Annotated in this window: 24 protein-coding genes; 22 read left to right on the forward strand and 2 right to left on the reverse strand. The window is 53.3% G+C overall.

All coding sequences use genetic code 11. The features are described 5' to 3' along the window. Positions 1–52: 52 nt before the first annotated feature. From RTU96_RS10750 to RTU96_RS10790, 9 genes are all read left to right on the forward strand, one after another. Positions 53–1,570, forward strand: a complete 1,518-nt coding sequence (locus tag RTU96_RS10750; RefSeq protein ID WP_312636605.1) for a sugar ABC transporter ATP-binding protein — start codon at positions 53–55, stop codon at positions 1,568–1,570. Next, complete coding sequence (locus RTU96_RS10755; protein ID WP_312636606.1) at positions 1,567–2,688, forward strand: ABC transporter permease; 1,122 nt, start codon at positions 1,567–1,569, stop codon at positions 2,686–2,688. Before RTU96_RS10750 ends, RTU96_RS10755 begins: the two co-directional genes overlap by 4 nt. A gap of 1 nt (position 2,689) precedes the next feature. Then, positions 2,690–3,748, forward strand: a complete 1,059-nt coding sequence (locus tag RTU96_RS10760; protein ID WP_312636607.1) for an ABC transporter permease subunit — start codon at positions 2,690–2,692, stop codon at positions 3,746–3,748. A 19-nt stretch (positions 3,749–3,767) separates the two neighbouring features. Then, complete coding sequence (locus RTU96_RS10765; RefSeq protein ID WP_312636608.1) at positions 3,768–5,285, forward strand: FGGY-family carbohydrate kinase; 1,518 nt, start codon at positions 3,768–3,770, stop codon at positions 5,283–5,285. Positions 5,286–5,302: 17 nt separating this feature from the next. Continuing rightward, complete coding sequence (gene araA, locus RTU96_RS10770) at positions 5,303–6,769, forward strand: L-arabinose isomerase (protein WP_312636609.1); 1,467 nt, start codon at positions 5,303–5,305, stop codon at positions 6,767–6,769. A gap of 12 nt (positions 6,770–6,781) precedes the next feature. After that, a complete protein-coding gene (araD, locus tag RTU96_RS10775; protein WP_312636610.1) occupies positions 6,782–7,477 on the forward strand; it encodes an L-ribulose-5-phosphate 4-epimerase in 696 nt (231 codons plus the stop codon). A 27-nt stretch (positions 7,478–7,504) separates the two neighbouring features. Continuing rightward, positions 7,505–8,539 carry an aldose epimerase family protein gene (locus RTU96_RS10780; RefSeq protein ID WP_312636611.1) on the forward strand — a complete coding sequence of 345 codons (1,035 nt, stop codon included), beginning with the start codon at positions 7,505–7,507 and terminating at the stop codon, positions 8,537–8,539. A 352-nt stretch (positions 8,540–8,891) separates the two neighbouring features. After that, a complete protein-coding gene (locus tag RTU96_RS10785; RefSeq protein WP_312636612.1) occupies positions 8,892–9,380 on the forward strand; it encodes a sigma-70 family RNA polymerase sigma factor in 489 nt (162 codons plus the stop codon). Then, positions 9,331–10,428, forward strand: coding sequence for a hypothetical protein (locus RTU96_RS10790; protein WP_312636613.1), 1,098 nt, complete (start codon positions 9,331–9,333; stop codon positions 10,426–10,428). The genes RTU96_RS10785 and RTU96_RS10790 overlap by 50 nt, the downstream gene beginning before the upstream one ends. On the opposite strand, the gene RTU96_RS10795 is transcribed toward RTU96_RS10790, so the two are convergent. Next, on the reverse strand, positions 10,421–10,618 hold the full coding sequence (locus RTU96_RS10795; protein ID WP_312636614.1) for a hypothetical protein: 198 nt from the start codon (positions 10,616–10,618) through the stop codon (positions 10,421–10,423). The genes RTU96_RS10790 and RTU96_RS10795 overlap by 8 nt on opposite strands. On the opposite strand from RTU96_RS10795, the gene RTU96_RS10800 reads away from it, so the two are divergent. Further along, a complete protein-coding gene (locus RTU96_RS10800) occupies positions 10,604–11,419 on the forward strand; it encodes a hypothetical protein (protein ID WP_312636615.1) in 816 nt (271 codons plus the stop codon). The genes RTU96_RS10795 and RTU96_RS10800 overlap by 15 nt on opposite strands. 216 nt (positions 11,420–11,635) lie before the next feature. On the opposite strand, the gene RTU96_RS10805 is transcribed toward RTU96_RS10800, so the two are convergent. Next, a complete protein-coding gene (locus tag RTU96_RS10805; protein WP_312636616.1) occupies positions 11,636–12,004 on the reverse strand; it encodes a metalloregulator ArsR/SmtB family transcription factor in 369 nt (122 codons plus the stop codon). A 337-nt stretch (positions 12,005–12,341) separates the two neighbouring features. Here RTU96_RS10805 and RTU96_RS10810 point away from each other — a divergent pair, with 337 nt between their 5' ends. The 12 genes from RTU96_RS10810 to RTU96_RS10865 all read left to right on the forward strand — a co-directional run bounded on the left by RTU96_RS10810 (position 12,342) and on the right by RTU96_RS10865 (position 22,875). Continuing rightward, positions 12,342–12,908, forward strand: coding sequence for a helix-turn-helix domain-containing protein (locus RTU96_RS10810; RefSeq protein ID WP_312636617.1), 567 nt, complete (start codon positions 12,342–12,344; stop codon positions 12,906–12,908). A gap of 107 nt (positions 12,909–13,015) precedes the next feature. Then, positions 13,016–13,306 carry a DUF4491 family protein gene (locus tag RTU96_RS10815; RefSeq protein WP_312636618.1) on the forward strand — a complete coding sequence of 97 codons (291 nt, stop codon included), beginning with the start codon at positions 13,016–13,018 and terminating at the stop codon, positions 13,304–13,306. A gap of 332 nt (positions 13,307–13,638) precedes the next feature. Next, on the forward strand, positions 13,639–13,863 hold the full coding sequence (locus RTU96_RS10820; RefSeq protein ID WP_312636619.1) for a hypothetical protein: 225 nt from the start codon (positions 13,639–13,641) through the stop codon (positions 13,861–13,863). Further along, positions 13,838–14,251 carry a DUF4418 family protein gene (locus tag RTU96_RS10825; protein ID WP_312636620.1) on the forward strand — a complete coding sequence of 138 codons (414 nt, stop codon included), beginning with the start codon at positions 13,838–13,840 and terminating at the stop codon, positions 14,249–14,251. Before RTU96_RS10820 ends, RTU96_RS10825 begins: the two co-directional genes overlap by 26 nt. A 70-nt stretch (positions 14,252–14,321) precedes the next feature. Next, on the forward strand, positions 14,322–15,461 hold the full coding sequence (locus RTU96_RS10830; RefSeq protein WP_312636621.1) for an FtsX-like permease family protein: 1,140 nt from the start codon (positions 14,322–14,324) through the stop codon (positions 15,459–15,461). Further along, positions 15,458–16,138 carry an ABC transporter ATP-binding protein gene (locus RTU96_RS10835; RefSeq protein ID WP_312636623.1) on the forward strand — a complete coding sequence of 227 codons (681 nt, stop codon included), beginning with the start codon at positions 15,458–15,460 and terminating at the stop codon, positions 16,136–16,138. The genes RTU96_RS10830 and RTU96_RS10835 overlap by 4 nt, the downstream gene beginning before the upstream one ends. Positions 16,139–16,142: 4 nt before the next feature. Then, positions 16,143–17,612 carry an FTR1 family protein gene (locus RTU96_RS10840; protein ID WP_312636624.1) on the forward strand — a complete coding sequence of 490 codons (1,470 nt, stop codon included), beginning with the start codon at positions 16,143–16,145 and terminating at the stop codon, positions 17,610–17,612. A gap of 84 nt (positions 17,613–17,696) precedes the next feature. Beyond that, on the forward strand, positions 17,697–18,323 hold the full coding sequence (locus RTU96_RS10845; RefSeq protein WP_294856239.1) for an iron transporter: 627 nt from the start codon (positions 17,697–17,699) through the stop codon (positions 18,321–18,323). Positions 18,324–18,462: 139 nt separating this feature from the next. Continuing rightward, complete coding sequence (locus RTU96_RS10850; RefSeq protein WP_312636625.1) at positions 18,463–19,710, forward strand: Fe-S-containing protein; 1,248 nt, start codon at positions 18,463–18,465, stop codon at positions 19,708–19,710. Positions 19,711–19,725: 15 nt separating this feature from the next. Further along, positions 19,726–21,015 (forward strand): ABC transporter permease, encoded by a 1,290-nt coding sequence (locus RTU96_RS10855; protein WP_312636626.1) that lies wholly within the window; start codon positions 19,726–19,728, stop codon positions 21,013–21,015. Between the two features lie 27 nt (positions 21,016–21,042). Continuing rightward, complete coding sequence (locus RTU96_RS10860; RefSeq protein WP_312636627.1) at positions 21,043–22,179, forward strand: ABC transporter permease; 1,137 nt, start codon at positions 21,043–21,045, stop codon at positions 22,177–22,179. Between the two features lie 3 nt (positions 22,180–22,182). Beyond that, on the forward strand, positions 22,183–22,875 hold the full coding sequence (locus tag RTU96_RS10865; protein ID WP_312636628.1) for an ABC transporter ATP-binding protein: 693 nt from the start codon (positions 22,183–22,185) through the stop codon (positions 22,873–22,875). The last annotated feature ends 2 nt before the right edge of the window (positions 22,876–22,877 follow it).

Genomic DNA, 22,877 nt, shown 5'->3' on the forward strand with positions numbered 1-22,877 from the left:
CGCGCCCCTTTTATTTTCAAGTATCTCATCCTTGACTGGAGGCGAAGAAGCTATGCAAGAGGGCGCCGTATTGGAACTGCGCGGTATCTGCAAGAATTTTCCGGGCGTACGCGCCCTGCAGGATGTGGACTTTACCCTGCGCGAGGGAGAAATCCATGCTCTGATGGGCGAAAACGGTGCGGGAAAATCCACATTGATCAAGGTTCTCACGGGTGTGTACCCGAAAGACGAGGGGACCATATACATTCGGGGGTACGACGGCCCGGCCGTCATTAAATCCCCGCAGGACGCGCAGGAAATGGGAATCAGCACGGTCTATCAGGAAATCACTCTTTGTCCCAACCTGACTGTGGCGGAAAACATGTACATCGGGCGGACAAAGAGTTCGCTGACGAACTGGAAAAAGATTAACCGGGACGCGGGGGAGCTTCTGAACACGCTGGGCATCCCGGCAAGTCCCACACAGCAGCTTGCAAGCTGCTCCATTGCCGTGCAGCAGATGGTTGCCATCGCCCGTGCGGTGGATATGGAGTGCAAGGTGCTGATTCTGGACGAACCCACCTCCTCTCTGGACGAGCAGGAGGTCGCCAAGCTATTTAATCTGATGATAAACTTGAAATCCAAGGGCGTGGGAATTGTCTTCGTCACCCACTTTTTGGATCAGGTATACGAGGTCTGCGACCGGATTACCGTCCTGCGGGACGGACAGTTGGTCGGAGAATATGTCATAGAGGACCTGCCCAGGGTCCTGTTGGTTTCCAAAATGCTGGGCAAGGAACTGAACGATCTGGACGGCGTTGGCAAGGCGGAGACGCAGGTCGGATACGACGCGGACGGCGTCTGTGTGATGGAGGCTGTTCAGCTTGCCAGCACGGCGGGAATCAAGCCCTTTGATTTCTCCATTCAAAAGGGCGAGGTCAACGGGTTTACGGGCCTTTTGGGTTCCGGCCGCAGCGAATGCGTCCGGGCGCTGTTCGGCGCGGATCGGGCCACTGGCGGCACGCTGTCCATGAACGGAAAAAAGGTGCGGATTTCAAAGCCTCTGGATGCCATGAAGCACGGCATCGGCTATTTGCCCGAGGACCGCAAACGGGACGGCATTGTGGGCGATCTGTCCGTCCGGGACAATATTATTCTGGCCCTTCAGGTGATGAAGGGGTTCTTCCGTCCCTTTACCCGGGCGCAGGCGGAGGCATTTGCCGATGAGTACATCAAGCTGCTGGACATTAAGACGGCTTCCGCCGATACGCCGGTCAAATCCCTTTCCGGCGGGAATCAGCAAAAGGTCATTTTGGCCCGCTGGCTGCTGACCAATCCAGTGTTCTTGATTCTTGACGAGCCCACCCGGGGCATTGATATCGGCACCAAGCTGGAAATTCAAAAGCTGGTGCTGAAGCTGGCGGCGCAGGGCAAGAGCGTCACCTTCATCTCCTCGGAAATCGACGAGATGTTGCGCACCTGCTCCCGCCTGATTGTGATGCGTGACCGCAAAGTGGTAGGCGAACTGACCGGGGATGACCTGACACAGAACAAGATCATGACGACCATCGCCGGAGGTGAGAATCCATGACAACATCTACAAAAACACCCATTCAAGCGCCGCCGCAGCGCGTGAAAACAGGGTCGCTGCTCTCCCGCCTGACCCGGCATCAAATCTTTATCCCCATTGCGGCGCTGCTGATTCTGGTGGTATTCAATTTGATTGCCGACCCGTCCTTTTTCGCCATTTCATTGGACCACAACAGCGCCGGGAATCCGGTCCTGTCGGGATATCTCATCACGATTTTAGATAATGCCTCCGAGCTGGTAATCCTCGCCATCGGCATGACGCTGGTGACGGCTGCCTCCGGCGGACAGGACATCAGCGTGGGTGCAGCCATTGCCATCGGTGGCAGTGTGGTGCTGCGGGTGCTGTGCGGGACGGACTCCCGGCCGGAGGTGCTCCATGCACCCATTATCGTGGCCTTTCTCGTGTGCTGCCTTGTTTCCATGCTTTTCGGCGCGTTCAACGGCGTGCTGGTGGCCTATTTTAAAATTCAGCCCATGGTGGCAACGCTGATTTTGTTTACGGCGGGCCGCTCCATTGCCGCATGGATCAACAACAACGAGCTGCCCATTATCAGTGACGCGACCTTCGGCTATTTTGGCAACTTTATTCCCGGCATTCCAATCCCAACGCCGGTCTTTATCGCCGTCGTCTGTATGCTGATCATTGCAGCCGCATTGAAATTTACGAATCTGGGGCTGTATACCCAGTCGGTGGGCATCAACGCCCATTCCTCCCGGCTCAACGGCATTGACCCCGCCTTCATCAAGTTTATCACCTATGTGATTATGGGGCTTTGCGTGGCCGTGGCGGGCTTTATCAAGGTCAGCCGCTTTTCCACCATCAATTACTCCGTGGTGGCCAAGGATATCGAGATGGACGCGATTCTGGCGGTGGCTTTGGGCGGAAGCGCCCTCAGCGGCGGCAAATTCAACATGACCGCGTCCATTCTGGGTGCGTACGTCATTCAGTTCCTTACCACCACGCTGTTCAAGTTCAACGTGGTATCCAGCGCGCTGCCGGCATATAAGGCCGTGGTAGTCATCCTGCTGGTGGTTTTGAGCGCCCCCGTGGTCCGGGAGAGGCTGGGGATTCTCGCCAAGAGATTCTCGCCTGCCAAACCGGCAAAGGAGGTGGGTTAATATGCCGACCGCAAACATTGTGACGGCGGGGAAAACGCCCCGGCTGAAAAGCCGCGGAGGCATTTCCGACACGAACCTGCTTCTGCTGATCACCATTTCCGTATTCATTGCCATGTACATCTGCGCGATTTTGTTTTTGGGCTCCGGTTTCTTGAAGCCCCAGACCTTTTTCAACATCCTCAATGAAAATGCCAGTCTCATAATTCTCTCCTGCGGCATGAGCATCGTTATGATTACCGGGGGCATCGACATCTCCGTGGGTACGCTGACGGCGCTGGTATGCATGAGCTGCGCCGTCCATCTGGACTATCAGGGCGGCAGCGTGCTCTCGTCGCTTCTGCTGGCACTGGGCATCGGGCTGGCGTTCGGGGTTGTTCAGGGCTTTTTGATTGCCTATCTGGAGATTCAGCCCTTTATCGTTACTCTGGCGGGTATGTTTTTCGCCAAGGGGATGACCACCATCGTCAACGCCACCCAGTTCAATGTGGAAAATGAAGCGTTTCGGGCGCTGAAGGCCACCCGGCTCTATGTGCCGGGCATGGGCTCTGTCAACAAGCTGGGCGCTTACGTGCCAGCTTATGTGGAGATCGGCGTGGTGGTGGCGGTGGTCACGGCAATCCTGCTGTTCTGCCTGCTGCGCTGGACCAGATTGGGCCGCAATTTTTACGCCGTGGGCGGCAACACCCAAAGCGCCAACATGCTGGGCATCAACGCCAAGCGCACCAAGTTCATGGCCTACCTGCTTTGCGGCCTGCTGGCGGGCATCGGCGGCTTTGTGTACTTTCTCCATGTGGGTTCCGGTTCTCCCTCCCACGCCAGCGGCGCGGAGATGAACGCAATTGCTTCCTCCATCATCGGCGGAACAATGTTGACCGGCGGCGTGGGCAACATTGCGGGCACGTTTTTCGGCGTGCTGTCTCTGAGTACCATCAAGAATATTGTTTCCTCCCTGGGGCTGGACGAGGCGTGGTGGACCAACATTACCGTGGCGGCCATGATCTGCCTGTTCCTGGTGATTCAAAGCGTGGTTCTCCTGCGAAAAAACAAGAGCAAGCAGTAAGCGGAAGGAGCTTGTGCGTATGAACACATTTCTTGGCATCGAGCTGGGTTCCACCCGCATTAAGGCGGTGTCCGTGAACACGGCCTGTGTCCCCGTTTTCTCCGGGGATTACACATGGAAAAGCCGATATGAAAACGGCGTCTGGACATATCCTCTGGAAGAGGTCTGGGCAGGGCTGAAAGCCGCGCTGGGCGGCATTCAGGACCGCCGACAGGTGCAGGCCATGGGCGTTTCCGCCATGATGCACGGCTATCTGGCCTTTGATGAAAACTGGAAGCTGCTCACGCCCTTCCGCACATGGCAGAATACCATGACCGCGCAGGCGGCGGAGGAATTGACGGCGCTTTTTGACTTCAACATTCCCCAGCGCTGGAGCATTGCCCACTTGTATCAGGCGGTGCTAAATCAGGAGCCTCATGTGGAGCGGATCGCCCACATCACCACGCTGGCCGGGTATGTCCACTTTATGCTCACCGGCGTCAACGCCGTGGGCATCGGTGAGGCCAGCGGAATGTTTCCCATTGACAGCACGGTGCGTAACTACAACGAAGAGATGCTTCGAAAATTTGAGAAGCTCACAGCGGAGCAGCCTTGGAGCATCCGGGATCTGCTGCCCCGCGTGCTGCCCGCCGGAACGCTTGCCGGTGAGCTGACCGAAGAGGGCGCCCGCCTGCTGGACGGATTGCTTTCTCCGGGGATTCCCTTTGCTCCCCCTGAGGGGGACGCGGGAACCGGCATGGCGGCCACCAACGCTGTGGCTCCCCGCACCGGCAATGTCTCCGCCGGTACGTCCATTTTTTCCATGGTGGTTCTGGAGAAGCCGCTTTCCAAGGTTTATCCGGAAATTGATATGGTCACCACCCCCGCGGGCGCGCCTGTGGCGATGGTCCACTGCAACAACTGCACGGGCGATATGAACGCGTGGGCAGGGATACTGGGGGAGACTGCGGAGCTTTTCGGGGCGTCGGTTTCCGCCGGAGAGCTTTTTACCAAGCTTTATCAGAAGAGTCTTGAGGGGGACCCGGACTGCGGCGGCGTGCTGACCTACAACTATCTGGCGGGAGAGGGCGTCACCCATCTGGATGCGGGGCGGCCCATGGTGGTCCGCCGCCCGGACAGCTCCTTCACTTTAGCTAACTTTCTCCGCTCTCAGCTTTACGCCACCATGGCCACCCTGAAAATCGGCATGGACATTCTGGCATCTGAGGGCGTGATGATCGACACCTTGACGGGACATGGAGGCCTTTTCAAGACCCCGGTGGTAGGGCAGCGGTATTTGGCTGCCGCCAGCAACGCCCCCGTCACCTGTATGGAAACCGCTGGGGAGGGCGGACCTTACGGGATGGCGCTGCTGGCGGCCTATCTCCATAACGGGCAGGGAAGAACGCTGGTGGAATTTTTGGCCCGGGATGTCTTCGAGGGAATCCCCGGCTCCGTTCAAAAGCCCGACGAAGAGGACATAATCGGCTTTCGCACCTATCTCGAGCGTTTTCGCGTGGGCCTTGCAGTAGAGCGCACTGCGGTGAGCCATTTGTAAAAGGAGAACATAATACGATGAAACAATATGAATTTTGGTTTGTGGTGGGTAGCCAGTCTCTGTACGGGCCCGAGGTTCTGGAAACCGTGGATGCCCGCGCCGCTGAGATGGCGGCGGAGCTGAGCCGGGTGCTGCCGTACCCTCTGGTCTATAAGCTGACCGCCAAGACCAACCGGGAGATTGCCGATGTGGTGAAAGAGGCCAATTACGATGACCTCTGCGCTGGTATCGTCACTTGGTGCCACACCTTCAGTCCCTCTAAAATGTGGATCAACGGCTTTGTGGACCTGCAAAAGCCTTATTGCCACTTTGCCACCCAGTATAACCGGGAGATTCCCAATGAAGAGATTGACATGGACTTCATGAACCTGAATCAGGCCGCCCACGGTGACCGGGAGCACGGGTTCATCGCCGCCCGGCTGCGCATGCCCCGGAAGGTAATTGCGGGCCACTGGCAGGACGAAGCCGTGCGGGAACGGATGGGAAGCTGGATGAAGTCCGCTGTGGGCGTTGCCGTTTCCAGAGGGTTGAAAGTAATGCGCTTTGGAGACAACATGCGGGAGGTAGCCGTCACCGAGGGCGACAAGGTGGAGGTGCAGGCGAAGCTTGGCTGGCAGGTGAATACTTGGGCCGTGGGTGATCTTGTACAGGTGATGAACGCCGTCACCGACAAAGAGATCGATGCGCAGATGGCTGTCTATGAGAGCCAGTACACCATGGACACCGACGACATGGACCTTGTGCGCTATCAGGCGCGGGAGGAAATCGCCATCCGAAAAATGCTGGACACAGAGGGCTGCACGGCTTTCTCCAACACATTTCAGGACCTTTACGGCATGGAGCAGCTTCCGGGTCTTGCATCCCAGCACTTGATGGCTCAAGGCTATGGCTACGGCGGCGAGGGCGACTGGAAGGTGGCCGCTATGACCGCCATTTTAAAGGCCATGGGCGAAAACGGAAACGGCGCGTCTTTGTTCATGGAGGATTATACCTATCATCTGGCGGAGGGGCAGGAATACAGTCTGGGCGCGCATATGCTGGAGGTCTGCCCCTGCTGCGCGGCGGAAAAGCCCCGTATTGAAACCCACCATCTTGGCATCGGCATGAATGAGAAGGACCCGGCCCGGCTGGTGTTTGAGGGCAAGGCAGGGGACGCCATCGTGGTCAGCCTTGTGGATATGGGGGGCCGCCTGCGCCTGATTTGTCAGGATATTCACTGCGTCAAGCCGATTCTGCCCATGCCCAATCTGCCGGTTGCCCGGGTTATGTGGCAGGCCGAACCGTCGCTTACCACCGGCGTGGAATGCTGGATTACCGCCGGAGGAGCTCACCACACGGTGCTCAGTTACGACGTGACCGCCGGGCAGATGAAGGACTGGTGCGCCATGATGGACATTGAATTTGTCCATATCGGCAAGGACACCACGGTGGAACGGCTGGAACACGACCTGTTTCTCAGTGATCTGGCCTGGAAGTTGAAATAAGGAGCTGAAAGTATGCTGGAAGCACTGAAACAGCAGGTGCTGGAGGCCAATCTCCTCCTGCCGGAACACCATTTGGTGACCTTCACATGGGGAAATGTCTCCGGCATTGACCGGAGTCAAGGTCTTGTGGTCATTAAGCCCTCCGGCGTGGAGTACGGCGAGATGAAAGCGGAGGACATGGTGGTGGTGGATTTGGAGGGGAACCGGGTGGAGGGCCGCTATAAGCCCTCCAGCGACACAGACACCCATCTGGTGCTGTATAAGGCTTTTCCCAATCTGGGGGGCATTGTCCACACCCACAGCCGCTGGGCCACCAGCTTTGCGCAGGCTGGCCGGGGCGTTCCCGCCCTTGGAACCACGCAGGGGGACTATTTCTATGGCGAGATTCCCTGCACGCGGAAGATGACCGAGCGCGAGATTGCCGGGCAGTACGAATTGGAGACCGGCAATGTCATCGTGGAAACTTTCCAAAGTCGGGGCATCGACCCTGCGCAGGTGCCCGCCGTGCTGGTTCACAGCCACGGGCCGTTTGTATGGGGGACCGACTCCTTCAACGCGGTGCACAACGCGGTGGTACTGGAGGAGTGTGCGTTCATGGACTTCCACGCCATGGCCCTCACCCCCGGCCTTGCCCCTATGCAGCAGGAGTTGCTGGATAAGCACTATCTGCGCAAGCACGGCGAAAATGCCTACTACGGGCAGGGCTGAAAAGAGGGGATTGCGATGAATGCACCGATGAAACAGCATTTCGGCAAAATGCCGGACGGCACGGACGTGGAGCAGTACACACTGAGCTGCGGGGCGCTGTCCTGCGAGATTTTGACCTACGGCGGCGCACTGCGCACGCTCCGTGTGCCGGACCGCAGCGGGGCCATTGTGGACGTGGTTCTGGGCTTTGACACGCTGGAGGACTATCGCAGGCAGGACAAATATATCGGTGCGCTTATCGGTCGGTTCGCCAACCGCATCGACGGTGCGGCCTTTGAATTGGACGGAACGCACTATCCGCTGGCCGCAAACGACGGGGAGAATCATCTTCACGGCGGCCAGACCGGCTTTGATAAGCAGGTCTGGACTGTGGAGGAAGCTTCTGCCGACACACTGGTTCTCTCTCTGTTCAGCCCCGACGGGCAGGAAAATTACCCCGGAAATCTTTCCGTTCAGGTGACCTACCGTTTAGAGTCCAGCGGTTTAACCGTTGAATATCAGGCGGAATGTGACCGGGATACGCTCTGCAATCTGACCAGCCACGCCTATTTTAATCTGGGCGGACACGACAGCGGGCCGGTGCTGAATCAGGAGATTCAGATTGCCGCCTCCCGCTATACCCCCACCGATGCGCACTCCATTCCCACGGGCGAGCTTGCCCCAGTGGAATGCACCCCTATGGATTTGCGTACCTCCACGCCGATTGGCGCGTTGGTGGATGATTCCTTTGCGCAGCTTGCCTTCGCGAAGGGGTACGACCACAATTGGGCTGTGGACGGAGAACCCGGCTCCCTGCGCCCCGCCGCCACGGCTTACGGAACGGAAACCGGCATCGTCTTGGAGGTGTTGACCACCCAGCCCGGGATTCAATTTTACTCCGGAAACTATCTGGACGGCTGTCCGACGGGGAAGGGGGGCGCCCCCTATACAAAACGCTGGGCCTTTTGTCTGGAAACGCAGGGCTACCCGGATGCGCCCCATCATCCCGGCTTCCCCAGCGCTGTGCTGCACAAAGGCGAAACATATCGCCAGACCACGCAGTACCGCTTTTCAACGCGCTGAGGGTGATGTCCGGAAGGACTGCCGGAACTGCTGCTCCGTGGCGTGAGGCATTCCTATGCAACCGGAATAGACCGGTGCCCCTGATTTTGGGATACATCCTTGTTGATTTCACCACTTGGGACACAAGGTACCAGCCAATTCTTGAAACCGCTTTGGGCTGAAAAGCCGCCATTCCACTGCCGTGGAATGGCGGCTTTTGCTGTTTGGAAATCTCGTCAGTTCCTATGTGGGCTTTTAAGATGCTATAATCAGTAAAGTTCAGGAAACTGATTGCAAGCTGAATTTTCTTACCCAACCGTGTAGCATTTCGGATAATGCGGGGGTGTTTATAGTGAAAGAAGGGAGGGTAAATATGAAGCCACAATTATTGCGTGGGGAGAATTGCGCCGAAGAAGTCATCAGAGTTTACAGCAATCTGGTGTACCGCCTTGCCTTTGCTCGGACAGGGACAACATACGATGCGGATGAAATATTTCAGGAAGTCTTTCTGCGCTATATAAAAAAGCGGCGGGTCTTTGAAAATGAAGACCACAGAAAAGCATGGTTTATCAAAGTGACGGTCAACTGCTCCAAAAAGCTGTGGAGCTCCGCTTGGAAAAGGAAGACGGTTCCCTTGGAAGAAACCCTGCAATTTGAGACAAAGGAAGACACAGACCTTTATAACGAATTGCAGAAATTGCCGCCCAAATATCGAGAGGTGATTCATCTGTTTTACTATGAAGAGATGTCTACCGAAGAAATTGCCCGGGTATTGGAGCGGAAAAGCGCCACCGTAAGGACGCAGCTTACCCGTGCAAGGGCGCTGCTCAAAAACCTTCTTAAGGAGGAATACGATGTTTAAGGAAAGATACAGTCATATGAATGCGCAGATTCAACCGAGTGCCCAGGTGCTGCAAGCTGTTTTAAATGCGGCTTATGGCAGCAAGCGCCAGAAAAGCAGGAACGCATTGCGTCTGAAAAGGTCTGCCGTGGCTTTGACAGCTCTGTGCATTTGCCTGACGTTGGCAATGCCTGCGCTTGCTGCAACAGTGGACCCCATCTATCGGCTGATGTATCTGGTGTCTCCGGGCACGGCCCAGTTTTTTATGCCCGTACAAACATCAAGCGAAGACAACGGGATCAAGATGGAGGTGGTTTCCGCATATATTCATGATGAGACAGCGGAAATATATGTCACCATGCAGGACCTGACCGGAGATCGTATTGATAAAACCACTGACCTGTTTGACAGCTATTCCATTAACCGGCCCTTTGACAGCTCCGCCCATTGTGAATTGGCAGGGTATGAAGAAGATACCAAAACAGCTATGTTTTTAATTACAATTGATGAGTGGGGCGGCCAAAACATCGCAGGTAATAAAATTACGTTTTCCGTGCGGGAATTTTTAAGCCATAAAAGTAGCTATGAGGGTCTTGAAATCCCAATCCGGCTTTCCGATATTCCTGCTGCCGAACAAACGCAAACGGTATCGCCCAACGGGGGCGGTGGCAGGGATAACCAAGGCTATATGGAGTTTGAGAAGAATCCCATTGCTTTGATTCCCGTAGCGCCCATGGATGCATTTCCTGTTGACGGAATCGACCTGACTGGAATTGCCTATATTGACGGAAAGCTGCATATTCAAACTGCCGTAAAAGAGCCGCTGGATAACGATAATCATGGGTTTTTTTATTTAAAAGACAAAACCGGCACTCAAACTGACGGCAATTACAGCTTTTCTTTCTCCAACCAATATGAACAGCCCGGGCGCATTGATTATCATGAATACGTCTTTGACATCCCCCGGGGGAAGCTTGCAGAATATTCATTGTATGGAGATTTTGTAACCTCGGGAATGAAAACGGAGGGGAAGTGGCGGGTCACTTTCCCATTGGAAAATGCTAAATAATCTGATTTTTGGGAAAGCCGATTGCTTCACCGAGCCAAAACAGCAGATACAGTGACCAGAAGAGGTGGCCAAACATATAATAATTTACGACAGGCAATTTATTTTTGTAAATACCGCCGTCCGCACCTTTTCGGGATTGCTTGCGCTGACGCATTGCGGTGGAATGAGGTTTTAAATGGATATCGCTCAATCAAAAATACTAATAGGGTCGCCGATCTGTCAAAAACCAAATATTCTGCACGAATTTTTAGAGTCGCTGGACAGGGCGGATAAGGAAGACCTGCATATCGAGTATTTGTTTGTGGACGACAATACGAATGAAGCTTCAAAGGCGCTGCTGGCAGACTTCGGGCAACGAAACGACAATGTAAAGACGATTCCGGGAAAGCAGCTAAATAAGTATCAATGCACCGAGGTTTCTCATTATTGGAATAACGAGCTTATGAACACGGTGGGGGAATATAAAGACAGGATCATTGAGTATGCCATAAAGAATGAGTTCGACTATATTTTCTTTATTGATTCCGACCTTTTGATTAATAAACGGCTGATTAAGCATCTGCTTGCCAGCGGCAAGGATATCGTAAGCGAGATATTCTGGACAAAATGGAAGCCGCAATCAGCGCCGCTGCCCAATGTGTGGCTGTATGACCAGTATACGCTTGTGCCGTCTCAGCAGGCAGAGAACCTCGGTGAAAGTGAAAAGGCGCTCAGAAGGCTGATGTTTATAAGCGAGCTGCAAATTCCGGGCCTGTATAAGGTTGGAGGGCTGGGTGCTTGTACACTGATCTCGCGCGCTGCCCTGCTGAAGGGCGTGAAGTTTAAACAGATCGAAAATCTGCGGATACTCAAGGGCGAGGACAGGTTTTTTTGCGTCCGAGCGGCGGCGCTTGGGCTTGAGCTGTTTGTCGATACCCACTACCCGGCGTATCACATTTACAGGGAATCGGATTTAGAGGGTGTGCCCGAATATATCGCGAAAAACGAATAACCGGAGCGCCCTTACGGGATCATCAAATCCGTAAGGGCGCTCTGTTTTGAAATGATTGACCTGACTGCAAATTTTGCAAATAGACAGCCGTGTTACTACTGTATAAGTGCAGGTGCAAGGCTCCGTCAGTATTAAGCTGATATACAAACCGACCTGTGTGCATGCCGATTTCCAATCATGCCCCGGCGATGCTGAATCGCCGGGGACAAGCTGTTCTTATTTTTCGGAAACATGCTCATATCCCTGCTTAAACAGCGGCGCGATATGCGCGTCATCCAAAGAATAATAGACAATTTTCCCGTCTTTCCGGTATTTAATTAACTGGCATTGCCGGAGCATCTTCAAATGATGAGAAACCGAGGGGCCGGTCATTTTAAGAAGGAAAGCGATGTCACATACGCACATTTCGGACAGCATCAGCGCATTGACGATTTTCAGGCGGGTAGGGTCGCTCATGGCCTTAAACAATTCTGCCATTTTTACGAGCTGAGTTTGTTCTGTCAGCCCGTTTTTCACATTGCGCACAATGTCCTCATGTATTACGGTACAGCCGCAAAACGCGTCATGGTCCTGATTGATTGCCATAATACAATCCTCCAACAAGTCAGCCATCTTTACATATTAGATCTCATTATAGTGCTTAAGTTGCCCTGTGTCAACAAATGGCAATCCCGTATATTACATGGAAAAAATGGAAGGCAAATCGATACGGCACAAAATGAATACCGAAAATAGGCGCCACTCTATTGGTTTAAAACCACGTGAGTCAGTGCTGGTAGGTGTGCTGCTCGAAGTTGACGGAGAAAAAAATGTATGCTATCATATAGACAATTGCTTGTTTGTTTACTTATATATATTTACAATATAAAGCAATTATATACTGGAGGTAATTACATACTTAGAGCAAGAAAAGAAGATGAGAATGAATCGAGAACAGTGGGAAGCAATCCATAAGCATGATAAAAGCTATGACGGAAAGCTTTTTTATGGATTAAAAAAGGGCAAGGTGGTGTGCCGTCCTTCCTGCCATAGAGGAAACCACATAAATCCTGAGGAAATAGTGATATTCACATCTCTTGCGGAAGCGGCGAAGTTTGGATATCGGCCGTGTAAGCGGTGCAAGCCCGAAGATATGCAGTGGTTCGGTGCAAGGGCGGAGGTTGTTTTAAAGGCAAAAAAACTGATAGATCATGCATTTGCTGAGAAATTTGATTTATGTGCAATCTCTGATAAGATATTTGTGAATCGTTCCTATTTATGCAGGGTTTTCAAAAAAGAAACGGGAATGACACTGCTTGAATATTGCAATAAGAAGCGCTGTGAGTATGCAAAGAGCCTTTTGACACAGTCGGAGCTGTGCGTTGCTTACATCGCCGTTCAAAGCGGATTTTCCAATTCATCTCAATTCTGTCATCTGTTTAAAAAGATGGCGGGGAAGACGCCCTGCCAGTATAGAAGAGATTATTTTAAAGCATTTCAAGAAAGTTGATGCGCTGGAAAGGGCGGCGAAGTGTTTACAAATGTGAGTATTTATGATAAATTACATCTTAAATCCAGCAGCGGCAGAGTCTTATACCGGGTCGTCGGAGGCGTGATATGTACATAAATGGATCTGGCCTGTTCATGGCGCTGTTCGTTTTTTTAATGATTGGTCTGTTTCATCCCATTGTGATCAAGTGTGAATACCATTTTTCCGCAAAAATTTGGCCGGTGTTTCTGATTGTCGGCATATTTTTTATGATATTATCTCTCTTTACACGAGGAAACGTTTCGATTATGCTTGGGATACTTGCGGCATCCTGCTTTTGGAGCATTTTGGAGTTAAAACAGCAGGCTAAACGGGTGGAAAAAGGATGGTTTCCTAAAAAACTCACCAAATCAGAGTAAACAACTAAAATTTTAAGGGCGGCAGTGAAAACTGCTGCCCTTTTTTTCGCGGTGACGCTTAAAGCGACCCTGCTCTCGAAGTATTTGCGGACGGCTGGATGCGGCGATGCCGAAATCAGAGACTGTCTGAGAGAAAGAATTTTAGTGAATCTTGATTTTAAAAGTCAATAAGCAACAATTATTTGCGCCCGACAAGTCAACAAAAGAACATCCTCAGACTGTCAATGTGATATACTAATCGAGGCATTTATTTGCAGGCCTATTATTGCGGCCTGTGGTTAGCTATAACTAACATTTTCCCCTTACTGTAAAAGTCATACGGGAGGAGCGGCATGCATGGATATAAAAATGTTGGCTTTCATCAAACTCCGAGCCTAACTTGTAAAAAGCCGGGTAAACAAAAAGCGCGGTTTGGAAGAGGAAGACAACAATCCGCAGACGGCAAAAAAATGATGATTGATCGAATCGTGGAAGCAAGGAAACACGGTATGATTAAACAGGAAACAGACAGAAAGAAGGCAGATTTCAACCATGAAATCCAACAATTTTGCGAGTAAGCTTTTATCAGTTCTGTTGCTTGCCCTTAGTGTTTTTTTAACGCTTGGCACGCAATTTGTGTTCCATGCCTGCGATGCGGGAGCGGACGGCGGTCATATGGTGTGTCATTGGGCGCAGCAGGCGACGACTGGCATTGCCGGGGTGCTGGTGCTGTTACATATTTTTCACCTTCTGGCGAGAGATGCAAAAAGCAGGGCGGCATTTTTGATAGCCGGACTTCCAGTGACAGTTCTTGCCATGCTGATTCCCGGCAGGCTGATTCCGCTGTGCATGATGGCGGATATGAGGTGTCAGGCGGTCATGCGGCCTGCCGTGCTGACAGTCGGGGGCATCATTCTGGTCCTCACGGTGATCGCACTGGTACTAAATCTCAGAAGGGAACGGTAACATGCCGGTTTTCAAAAGCATACCCGTTCAAAACTGCGTGCGAAGGCCCGTCAGAACATCAGCGCTCATCTTGCTATCCGCTTTTCTGAGTTTTTCGGTTCTGGCGGGGTCTCTGGTGATCTCGGGGCTGCGAAATGGGCTGGATTCGCTGGAGACGCGCCTGGGTGCGGATATCATGGTGGTTCCCTATGAGGCAACCACGAAGGCGGCGCTCTCCGGTTTGATTTTGCAGGGCAACCCGGGATACTTCTACATGAACAAGTCGGTTGTAGACCGCCTTTCCTCTGTAAACGGCGTGGGCCAAATTTCAGAGCAGTTTTTTCTGGCTTCCTCCACCGCAAGCTGTTGCTCCTACAAGGTGCAGATTATCGGCTTTGACCCTGATACGGATTTCACCATTTTGCCATGGGTTCAGCGTACCTATGAAGACGAGCTGAGCGACATGGAGGTTTTGGTGGGAAGCAGCATCAATGCTTTTAAGGGGGACGAGCTGACCTTTTACGGCTCGACGGTGCAGGTTGCGGCCAGATTGGACAATACGGGGACCTATCTGGATACGGCAGTATACGCAAACGAGGATACCATTAAAACGCTGATTTCCGCCGCCAAGGAGAAGAAGATATTCAACTTTGGAGACGTCGACCCCCAGCAGATTGTTTCCTGTGTGCTAATCAATGTGGACGACGGATACTCCGTGGAAGAGGTGCTCAACGACATCAATCTTCACGTCAAAGGCGTGCAGGCCGTGCAGACGCAAAGCATGATCTCGGACGTGGCCGGTAAGCTTTCAGGCGTTTCGGATATGACGGGAAGCCTGATTGTGGTGGTGTGGCTGCTGGTAATCATGATTATGTCCGTTGCGTTCTTCCTGATTTCCAATGAGAGAAAGAAAGAATTTGCCGTTCTCCGCATGGTGGGAGCGTCGCGAAAAAAACTGATCTCCATTTTGATGAAAGAAACGGTGCTTGTCAGTGCGCTGGGAAGCGCCTTAGGAGCGGCTTTGGCCATCGTGCTTGTTTCGGCATTCAGCAATCTCATTGAGTCGATGCTGGATTTGCCGTTTCTTATCCCGGGAATCGGCGGCTTGGGGCTGATCACGGCGTGCTCAATTGCCGTGTCTGTGGCTGCGGGAACGCTGTCGGCCTCGCTGAGTGCATACCGAATCAGCAGGATTGCCACGGCAGTGGTGCTGCGAGGTGACAACGGATGATTCTGAAAGCAGAAAAAGTCGGAAGACGGTTTTTCCGCAAACGCAATGACAGCAATTTCTTCTATGCGGCGCAGGAAGTAACGCTCACGCTCCAATCTGGGCAGTTCGTTGCGCTATTTGGCCGTTCAGGAAGCGGAAAAAGCACGTTGCTCAATATGCTGTCCGGGCTGTTGGCCCCCAGCGACGGATGTGTCCTGCTTGACGAGACGAATTTGTATCAGATGGAGGACGGGGCGCTTTCACAATTCCGCAATGAGCACTTTGGCGTCATCCCTCAGGGGCAGGCTGCGTTGCAGTCGCTTACAGTGCTGGAAAATGTGCTTTTGCCCTGCACACTGTTTCATGATTCCTCGCCTCAAGCCGAAGAACGCGCCATGGCGCTGCTGGAGCAAACGGGGATTGGGGATTTGAGAGACGTTCGACCCTCAGAGCTGTCGGGCGGCGAGATGCGAAGAATGGCCGTTGCCCGCGCGCTGATCCGAAATCCGGATGTGATTTTGGCGGACGAGCCCACGGCAGATTTGGATGACGAGAACACAAAGGTTGTTCTAAAGCTGCTGAAAACCGTGGCAGGACAGGGGAAAATTGTGTTTATTGCCACCCATGACAAGGATACCTTTGGCTATGCCGACGCGGTTTATCACATGGACGCCGGAAAGATCAAGAAAGAAGGGTGATACGATGCAGACAAGAAAATTAGCGTTTAATAGGCTAATTGCCGCAGCAATGCTGGTGCTCTGTTTACTGCCCAATATGGTGCAGACGGCTTCGGCAGAGGAGGCCTACTACGCCACTTGGGAAGAATATCAGGCGTCGGGGCAGCCGTCTTCAACCTGGAACGACGTGGTTGACGCGATGGAGGTCGTGTTTGAAACCGGCAAGGAGCTTTATGCCGCCGGAGACGCCAAGGGCGCGTATGACTGCGTGAACCATGGGTATTACGGCTATTATGAAACCACTGGCTTCGAGCGGATTGCCATGGGCTACATTTCCGGGTCCAGGAAAACGGAAATGGAGCTTCAATTTTCAAGGTGCAAGGCCGTCACCAAAAACAACGGAAGCACTGATGAATTTAACGAACAGGTGGACCTGCTTGCCTCCATGCTGCGCGAAGACGCAAATGTGCTGGACGGCACCACCGGCGGCGATGACGCTTCCGAAAGCTCCGGGGCTTCCGGCGGAACCTCCGCCGCGGCTGCCACCTTTGCAGCCTGCTTTTCCATCATCCTGCGGGAGGGCTTTGAAGCAATCCTGATTGTTGGCGCAATCGTGGCATACCTGATTAAATCCGCGGGCGACGACCTCAAGCGCCGCAAAAAGCTTGTGACTCCAGTGTACATAGGCTCTGTTGTTGGTATTGTGGCAAGCTTTGTCCTTGCGTGGCTGCTCAATCAGCTAAAGCTGGCGAACAGCGCCTCGCAGGAAGTGATTGAGGGCGTCACCGCTTTGACGGCAGTGTGTGTCCTGTTCTATGTAAGCAACTGGATGCTCTCTAAATCCGAATCGGACGCGTGGACCTCTTACATTCAGACCAAGACCGAGCAGTCCACGGCGGGCGGAGGGCTTCTTGCCCTGACCTTCACTGCGTTTCTGGCGGTTTTCCGCGAGGGCGCTGAGGTCGTTCTGTTCTATCAGCCCATGCTGGCAAACAGCAACACGGGCAGCGTGTGGGCCGGCTTTATCATTGGCAGCATTTGTCTGGTGTTTGTCTATCTGGCCATTCACTTCCTCAGCATTAAGATTCCTATTAAGCCCTTCTTTACGGCCACCGGGATCCTGATGTCCTTAATGGCCATCTCGTTCCTTGGCGCGGGAATTAAAGAGCTGATTGAGGGCGACGTGATCACCATGGTGTCCCCCGACTGGCTGGCATGGATTCCCACCAACGATCTGTTGGATGTGCTGGGAATCTACCCGACGCTCCAGACACTGGTGCCTCAGCTCATTCTGCTGGCGATTGCGGTGGTTCTTTTCATCATGCAGACAAAGAAAAACCGGGCCATTCATATTGAAGCTGAGAAAAAGCGGGCTGAAGAACGCGCGATTCTGGAGGCGGAGGAAAAGAAGGCGGCCCACGAGGCTTTGAAAGCCGAGGTGAAAGGAATCCTTGAAGAGCTGCGGGCGGAAAAAGACAGCGCGGCGCGTAGCTGAGCATCTCATTCGTTAATTCACAGGAGAGCCGTATTCAGCTTTTCTTGAGTTAAAATATACTATCCATATTTAGGAGGAAACATTATGAAGAAATCTCTTGCCCTTATGTTGTGCGCGATGTTCACCGCTCTGGCGCTGAGCGGGTGCGGCAACACCACTCCCGCATCCTCGAGTGCGCCCGAGGAAGTGGAGTCCAATATCAGCTCCGACGCGGCAGTGGCCCCCGGCGATGCCGCCGGATTCACCGAGTATCCCATTTTTGAGGATCAGGAAGTCGGCTTCCTGAATCTCTCCGCCGTTTACTTCCAGCCCGTCCCCATGTCCAACGGCAACGGCAACATTGAGGACTTCGACATCCATCTGGAAGCTGATATCTCCGCCCTGCAAAACGATCTGGGCTTCGGCGTGGGCGACTGGGTTCCCTATCTGACCGTTGATTACAAGGTTGTCGGCTCCGACGGCAAGGTTGCCGCGGAAGGCACCTGCATGGAGATGAGCGCGTCCGACGGTCCCCATTACGGCGCCAACATTAAGCTGCCCAACGCCGATACTTATTCCGTGACCTTCACCATGCACAACCCCGAGGAGAACGGCTATCTGCTGCATACCGATGCGGAGACCGGCCCGGGCGGCTCCTTCGACGAGTTCTTTGCCAACGGAAATCTGAGCTACACCTATGAAGGCTGGGATTATACTCCTCAGGAGTGGTAATTCCGTCTTAAAGACACTGCGCTGTGCCGGGGAAGTCTCACTCTCCCGGCACAGCGCTTCGGTGCGTATTTGCGCAGTGGCTTTATAAAGAATTTTCCCCGGCGTTTGGTTGATTTTCATTTAGAGGCAGGTATATAGAATGCTAAAATATCTTGTAGAATCGACGGAGCAGCTGGCCTCTTTGATGATCATGGCCGGAATGCTTCTTGCGTATATCAAAGTTGCCTATCAGGACAGGGGCGGAACGGCGATGCGGTGGGGATTTGCCGCCGGACTGATCAGCGCGATTGTAATGGCTGTTTTTAAAACCATGACCAGTAAGGTGGATACCGGAATCTGGAACCTTTACATCTATGCGGTTTCCTTGCTTTCTTTAATTTTGTTTTGGGTATTCACGATTTTGGGGAAGCGGCTTAAAAAGCTGGAGGTGCTGTTGCCTTCCGCCATGATGGCAATTGAGCTTGCAATGTTGCTTTTCTATTTTGTGCCCTTCTTCCTTGAAATGCCGCATACGATTTTGCTTACGGAAGAGACGGTGGCTTCCACCGCGTTTGTGGTCAAGATGCTGGGCATGCTGCTGGGTTTCCTGCTGACATGTTTAATGGGCGTATCCATCTATCAGGGAACGCTTTGTATATCAAAAAAGACCGCCCTGCTGCTGACTTCTCTGGCGCTGCTGGGGAACACCTTCAAGCAGGTGGCGGCGGCGTTCGGAATTCTTCTGGCCAAGCGGATGATTCCAAGCAATCACTTCCTGTTCGTCACCTCAAAATATGCGTCCAACCTGAGCAATTGGTTTATCTATTTCGCAATTCTGATGGCGGCGGCTGTCCCGGTGATCTTGCTGATAAAAAGTCTTTCTGTCAGCGAGCCTTATGAAAACAGCGCCCAGCACAGAAAAATTCTGGCTAAATGGAGAAGGCGGAGACGTTGGAGCACAGTCAGTCTCGTTTGCTTTGCGCTTGTGATATTTACCATGACGGCGGTGAGCGCCTATGCCAATCAAGAGGTGGAGCTTTCTCCCATTGAGGATGCAAAAATCGAAGACGGTAGTGTCATTGTGCCGTTTGACCAGGTGAATGACGGACATCTGCACCGCTTTGGCTATACGTCGGACAGCGGCGTGGTGATCCGCTTTATCGTCATCCAGAAGCCGAATTCCTCGGCCTATGGCATTGGTCTGGACGCCTGCGAAATCTGCGGCGAAACCGGATACTATGAAAAAGACGGTCAAATTGTCTGCAATCTCTGCGATGTGGTCATGAACATCAATACCATCGGCTTTAAGGGCGGATGCAACCCCATCGTCATTGATTACAGAATTGAAAATGGAAATATTGTGGTCCCTCTTGAGGGACTGCTGGAATATGAATCGGAATTTAAGTAAGGGGGAGAGGGTCGTATGTTTTTTAAAATGATTCGCGGTACACTTCTCCACCAGTGGAAGAAAATGCTGATGATCGCGCTGACCATCGCGCTGGGGTCCTCTCTGGCCACCGCCATGATCAGCGTGGTGATGGATGTGGGCGACAAGGTGAATCAGGAGCTGAAGGCCTATGGCGCAAACATCACGGTGGTGCCCAAGCAGTCTTCTATTGTGAGCAATTTGTACGATGTAGAGGATGAAACGTCCGGCAGCGCGTATTTGAAGGAATCGGAGCTGGGCAATATCAAGACGATTTTCTGGGCGTTTAACATTGTGGATTTTGCGCCCTTTGTCATCACCTCCGCCGCCCTGCCGGACGGTACGGAGATACATGTGGTGGGAAGCTGGTTTAACCACCACTTGGATTTACCGACAGGGGAGCAGTTGGACGCGGGCATGAGCAGCCTGCGCTCCTGGTGGGATATTCGAGAGGGACAGTGGATTGACGAACAGTCCGACGCGGGGACGGATGTAGTCATGGTGGGCGCGGCACTGGCCGATCGGGAGCAGATCGGCGTGGGCGATCAGATTCGCTTCAGCGGCTCCGCCGGTGACGCAAAGCTTACCGTGGTGGGCATCTATGAATCCGGCGGGGAAGAAGACAATCAGGTCTATGTTCCCCTACATGTGGCCCAGAGCTTGGCGGATCTGTCCGGCTCCATCGGCAGCATAGAGGTCAGCGCTCTGACCACGCCGGACAACGAGCTTGCAAAAAAAGCCGCCAAGGACCCCTCCTCTTTGACAGTTGCCCAGTATGAGGTCTGGTACTGCACCGCCTATGCAAGCTCCATTTGCTATCAGATTCAGGAGGTTATCACGGATTCGGTTGCATCTCCTGTCCGTCAGGTGGCGGATTCCGAAGGGGCCATTCTGGACAAGACGGAGCTTTTGATGCTGCTGATTATGTTCCTGAGTCTGGTTGGGTCGGCGCTTGGCATCAGCAATCTTGTCACCGCCAGCGTCATGGAGCGGTCGGGAGAGATTGGGCTGATGAAAGCGATTGGCGCCTATAACCGCTCTGTCACCGCCCTCGTGCTGACGGAAATTTTGATTGCGTCCATTATCGGCGGCGTTGTTGGTTTTTTTGCCGGGATTGGGTTTGCCCAGATCATAGGGCAGAGCGTTTTCGGCTCGACCATCTCCATTCGTACCGTTGTGATTCCCATTGTGGGCGTGTTGGTGACCTTTGTGACGCTTGCGGGTAGCATTCCGGCCATTCGGATGCTGCTGGGCTTGCAGCCTGCGGAAGTGCTGCATGGCAGATAAATCATTTTGGCGTGGAGGGTCCATGGTATGAAAAAAAGAAAAATGCTTATTCGCATGATCACCGCCTCCCTGCTGCGGCGCAGGTCGCGGATGCTGGTGGCGCTGCTGGCCATCGCCATCGGGGCTACGATTCTGTCCGGACTTGTGACAATCTATGTGGATGTGCCCCAGCAGATGGGCGCCCAGTTCCGAAACTACGGGGCGAATATGATTTTTATGCCCGCGGAGGAGAGCTTTACAGACGCGGATATGCAGGAGAGCCTTTCAGTCATCTCGTCCAAAGAGCTGGTGGGGGCCACTCCTTATCAATACAATACGGTACGCATCCACGAACAGCCCATCCTTGCCGCGGGAACGGACATGGCGGCCGTCCAGAAGACCAGCCCCTACTGGCTGGTGGAGGGCCAATATCCTGCCAAGGCACATGAGATTCTGGTGGGAAAAAACGTGGCGGAAAGTCTGGTGCTCAGTGTTGGAGAAAGCGTCACCGTCAGCTTTACGCCGGAGGATAAAAGCAAGCTGGACACTACCATTGATTTTGAAATCACCGGCATTCTGAATACCGGCGGCTCCGAAGAAGAATACGTCTATGTCTCCATGGAGGATATGGAGGAGCTGACCGCGCTTCCGGCCCATGTGGATATCGCGGAAATCAGCGTCTCTGCCGGGTCGGCGCAGCTTCAAACCTATGTGGATGAAATCAACGCAGGAAGCACGGACATCAGCGCGAATCTGGTAAAACGGGTCACGGCCTCCGAAACCACGGTCCTGTCCAAGCTGCAGGCGCTGGTGCTGCTGGTGACTGTCATCGTATTGGCGCTGACCATGATTTGTGTGGCGACCACTATGACCGCGGTGGTTTCCGAGCGCCGTAGTGAGATTGGCCTGAAAAAAGCAATCGGAGCCTCGGACTCCGGCATTATTGCCGAATTTATGGGCGAAGGAATTTTACTGGGCGGACTTGGCGGCATTCTGGGGTCCTTTGTGGGCTTTGCGTTTGCGCAGTTTGTCAGTATCAATGTGTTTAGCAGCTACATTTCCTTCCGCTGGCTTCTTTTACCAATTACAATCATCGTTTCCATTGCCGTAACCAGCGTTGCCTGCCTGCTTCCCATCCGCAGCGCAACCTCTGTGGACCCGGCGTTGGTACTAAAAGGAGAATGATGCATGAGCCTGTTAGAGTTTCAAAACGTATTTAAAATTTACGGGGACCTTCACGCTTTGGATGATGTGAGCTTCACGGTGGATCGGGGGGAGTGGATTTCCATTATGGGGCCCTCCGGTTCCGGCAAGAGCACCATGATGAATATGATCGGCTGCATGGACAAGCCCACCAAGGGGCATATCCTGCTGGACGGCGTGGACGTTGCCAAGGAGCCTGCTAAAAAACTGACGGATATCCGCCGGGATAAAATTGGACTGATCTTTCAGCAGTTCCATCTGGTCAATTATCTCACCGCGCTGGAAAATGTGATGCTGGCCCAGTATTACCACAGTATCCCCGATGAGCAGGAGGCCATGGAGGCGCTGGAGCGGGTGGGCCTTGCAGCGCGCGCGAAGCACCTGCCCAGCCAGCTTTCCGGCGGTGAGCAGCAGCGCGTCTGCGTGGCAAGAGCGCTGATCAATCACCCCGAAATCATTCTGGCGGATGAGCCCACGGGCAATCTGGACGACGCAAACGAGGAAATTGTGGTGGACCTGTTCCGCAAGCTGCACGAAGAAGGGACGACCCTGATTGTGGTCACCCACGATCCCGAGGTGGGCGATGTGGCGCAGCGGCAGATTGTTCTGCGCAACGGCAGAATTGCACGGCAGACGGTGAATCAAAATTTCACCGGACATATTCGATTCACAGAGTGAGG

Origin of the sequence: Oscillibacter sp., assembly GCF_032018205.1 — a bacterium.
GTDB lineage: Bacteria > Bacillota > Clostridia > Oscillospirales > Oscillospiraceae > Oscillibacter.

Bases quoted from the DNA above. Each gene is read 5' to 3' on its own strand.
- RTU96_RS10825 (WP_312636620.1), top strand. From the start codon at position 13,838: ATGAAATCCAACAATTTTGCGAGTAAGCTTTTATCAGTTCTGTTGCTT.
- RTU96_RS10840 (WP_312636624.1), top strand. From the start codon at position 16,143: ATGCAGACAAGAAAATTAGCGTTTAATAGGCTAATTGCCGCAGCAATG.
- RTU96_RS10765 (WP_312636608.1), top strand. From the start codon at position 3,768: ATGAACACATTTCTTGGCATCGAGCTGGGTTCCACCCGCATTAAGGCG.
- RTU96_RS10800 (WP_312636615.1), top strand. From the start codon at position 10,604: ATGGATATCGCTCAATCAAAAATACTAATAGGGTCGCCGATCTGTCAA.
- araD (WP_312636610.1), top strand. From the start codon at position 6,782: ATGCTGGAAGCACTGAAACAGCAGGTGCTGGAGGCCAATCTCCTCCTG.
- RTU96_RS10865 (WP_312636628.1), top strand. From the start codon at position 22,183: ATGAGCCTGTTAGAGTTTCAAAACGTATTTAAAATTTACGGGGACCTT.
- RTU96_RS10810 (WP_312636617.1), top strand. From the start codon at position 12,342: ATGAATCGAGAACAGTGGGAAGCAATCCATAAGCATGATAAAAGCTAT.
- RTU96_RS10850 (WP_312636625.1), top strand. From the start codon at position 18,463: ATGCTAAAATATCTTGTAGAATCGACGGAGCAGCTGGCCTCTTTGATG.
- RTU96_RS10805 (WP_312636616.1), bottom strand. From the start codon at position 12,004: ATGGCAATCAATCAGGACCATGACGCGTTTTGCGGCTGTACCGTAATA.
- RTU96_RS10785 (WP_312636612.1), top strand. From the start codon at position 8,892: ATGAAGCCACAATTATTGCGTGGGGAGAATTGCGCCGAAGAAGTCATC.
- RTU96_RS10845 (WP_294856239.1), top strand. From the start codon at position 17,697: ATGAAGAAATCTCTTGCCCTTATGTTGTGCGCGATGTTCACCGCTCTG.
- RTU96_RS10815 (WP_312636618.1), top strand. From the start codon at position 13,016: ATGTACATAAATGGATCTGGCCTGTTCATGGCGCTGTTCGTTTTTTTA.
- RTU96_RS10835 (WP_312636623.1), top strand. From the start codon at position 15,458: ATGATTCTGAAAGCAGAAAAAGTCGGAAGACGGTTTTTCCGCAAACGC.
- RTU96_RS10860 (WP_312636627.1), top strand. From the start codon at position 21,043: ATGAAAAAAAGAAAAATGCTTATTCGCATGATCACCGCCTCCCTGCTG.
- RTU96_RS10780 (WP_312636611.1), top strand. From the start codon at position 7,505: ATGAAACAGCATTTCGGCAAAATGCCGGACGGCACGGACGTGGAGCAG.
- araA (WP_312636609.1), top strand. From the start codon at position 5,303: ATGAAACAATATGAATTTTGGTTTGTGGTGGGTAGCCAGTCTCTGTAC.
- RTU96_RS10855 (WP_312636626.1), top strand. From the start codon at position 19,726: ATGTTTTTTAAAATGATTCGCGGTACACTTCTCCACCAGTGGAAGAAA.
- RTU96_RS10750 (WP_312636605.1), top strand. From the start codon at position 53: ATGCAAGAGGGCGCCGTATTGGAACTGCGCGGTATCTGCAAGAATTTT.
- RTU96_RS10755 (WP_312636606.1), top strand. From the start codon at position 1,567: ATGACAACATCTACAAAAACACCCATTCAAGCGCCGCCGCAGCGCGTG.
- RTU96_RS10760 (WP_312636607.1), top strand. From the start codon at position 2,690: ATGCCGACCGCAAACATTGTGACGGCGGGGAAAACGCCCCGGCTGAAA.
- RTU96_RS10820 (WP_312636619.1), top strand. From the start codon at position 13,639: ATGCATGGATATAAAAATGTTGGCTTTCATCAAACTCCGAGCCTAACT.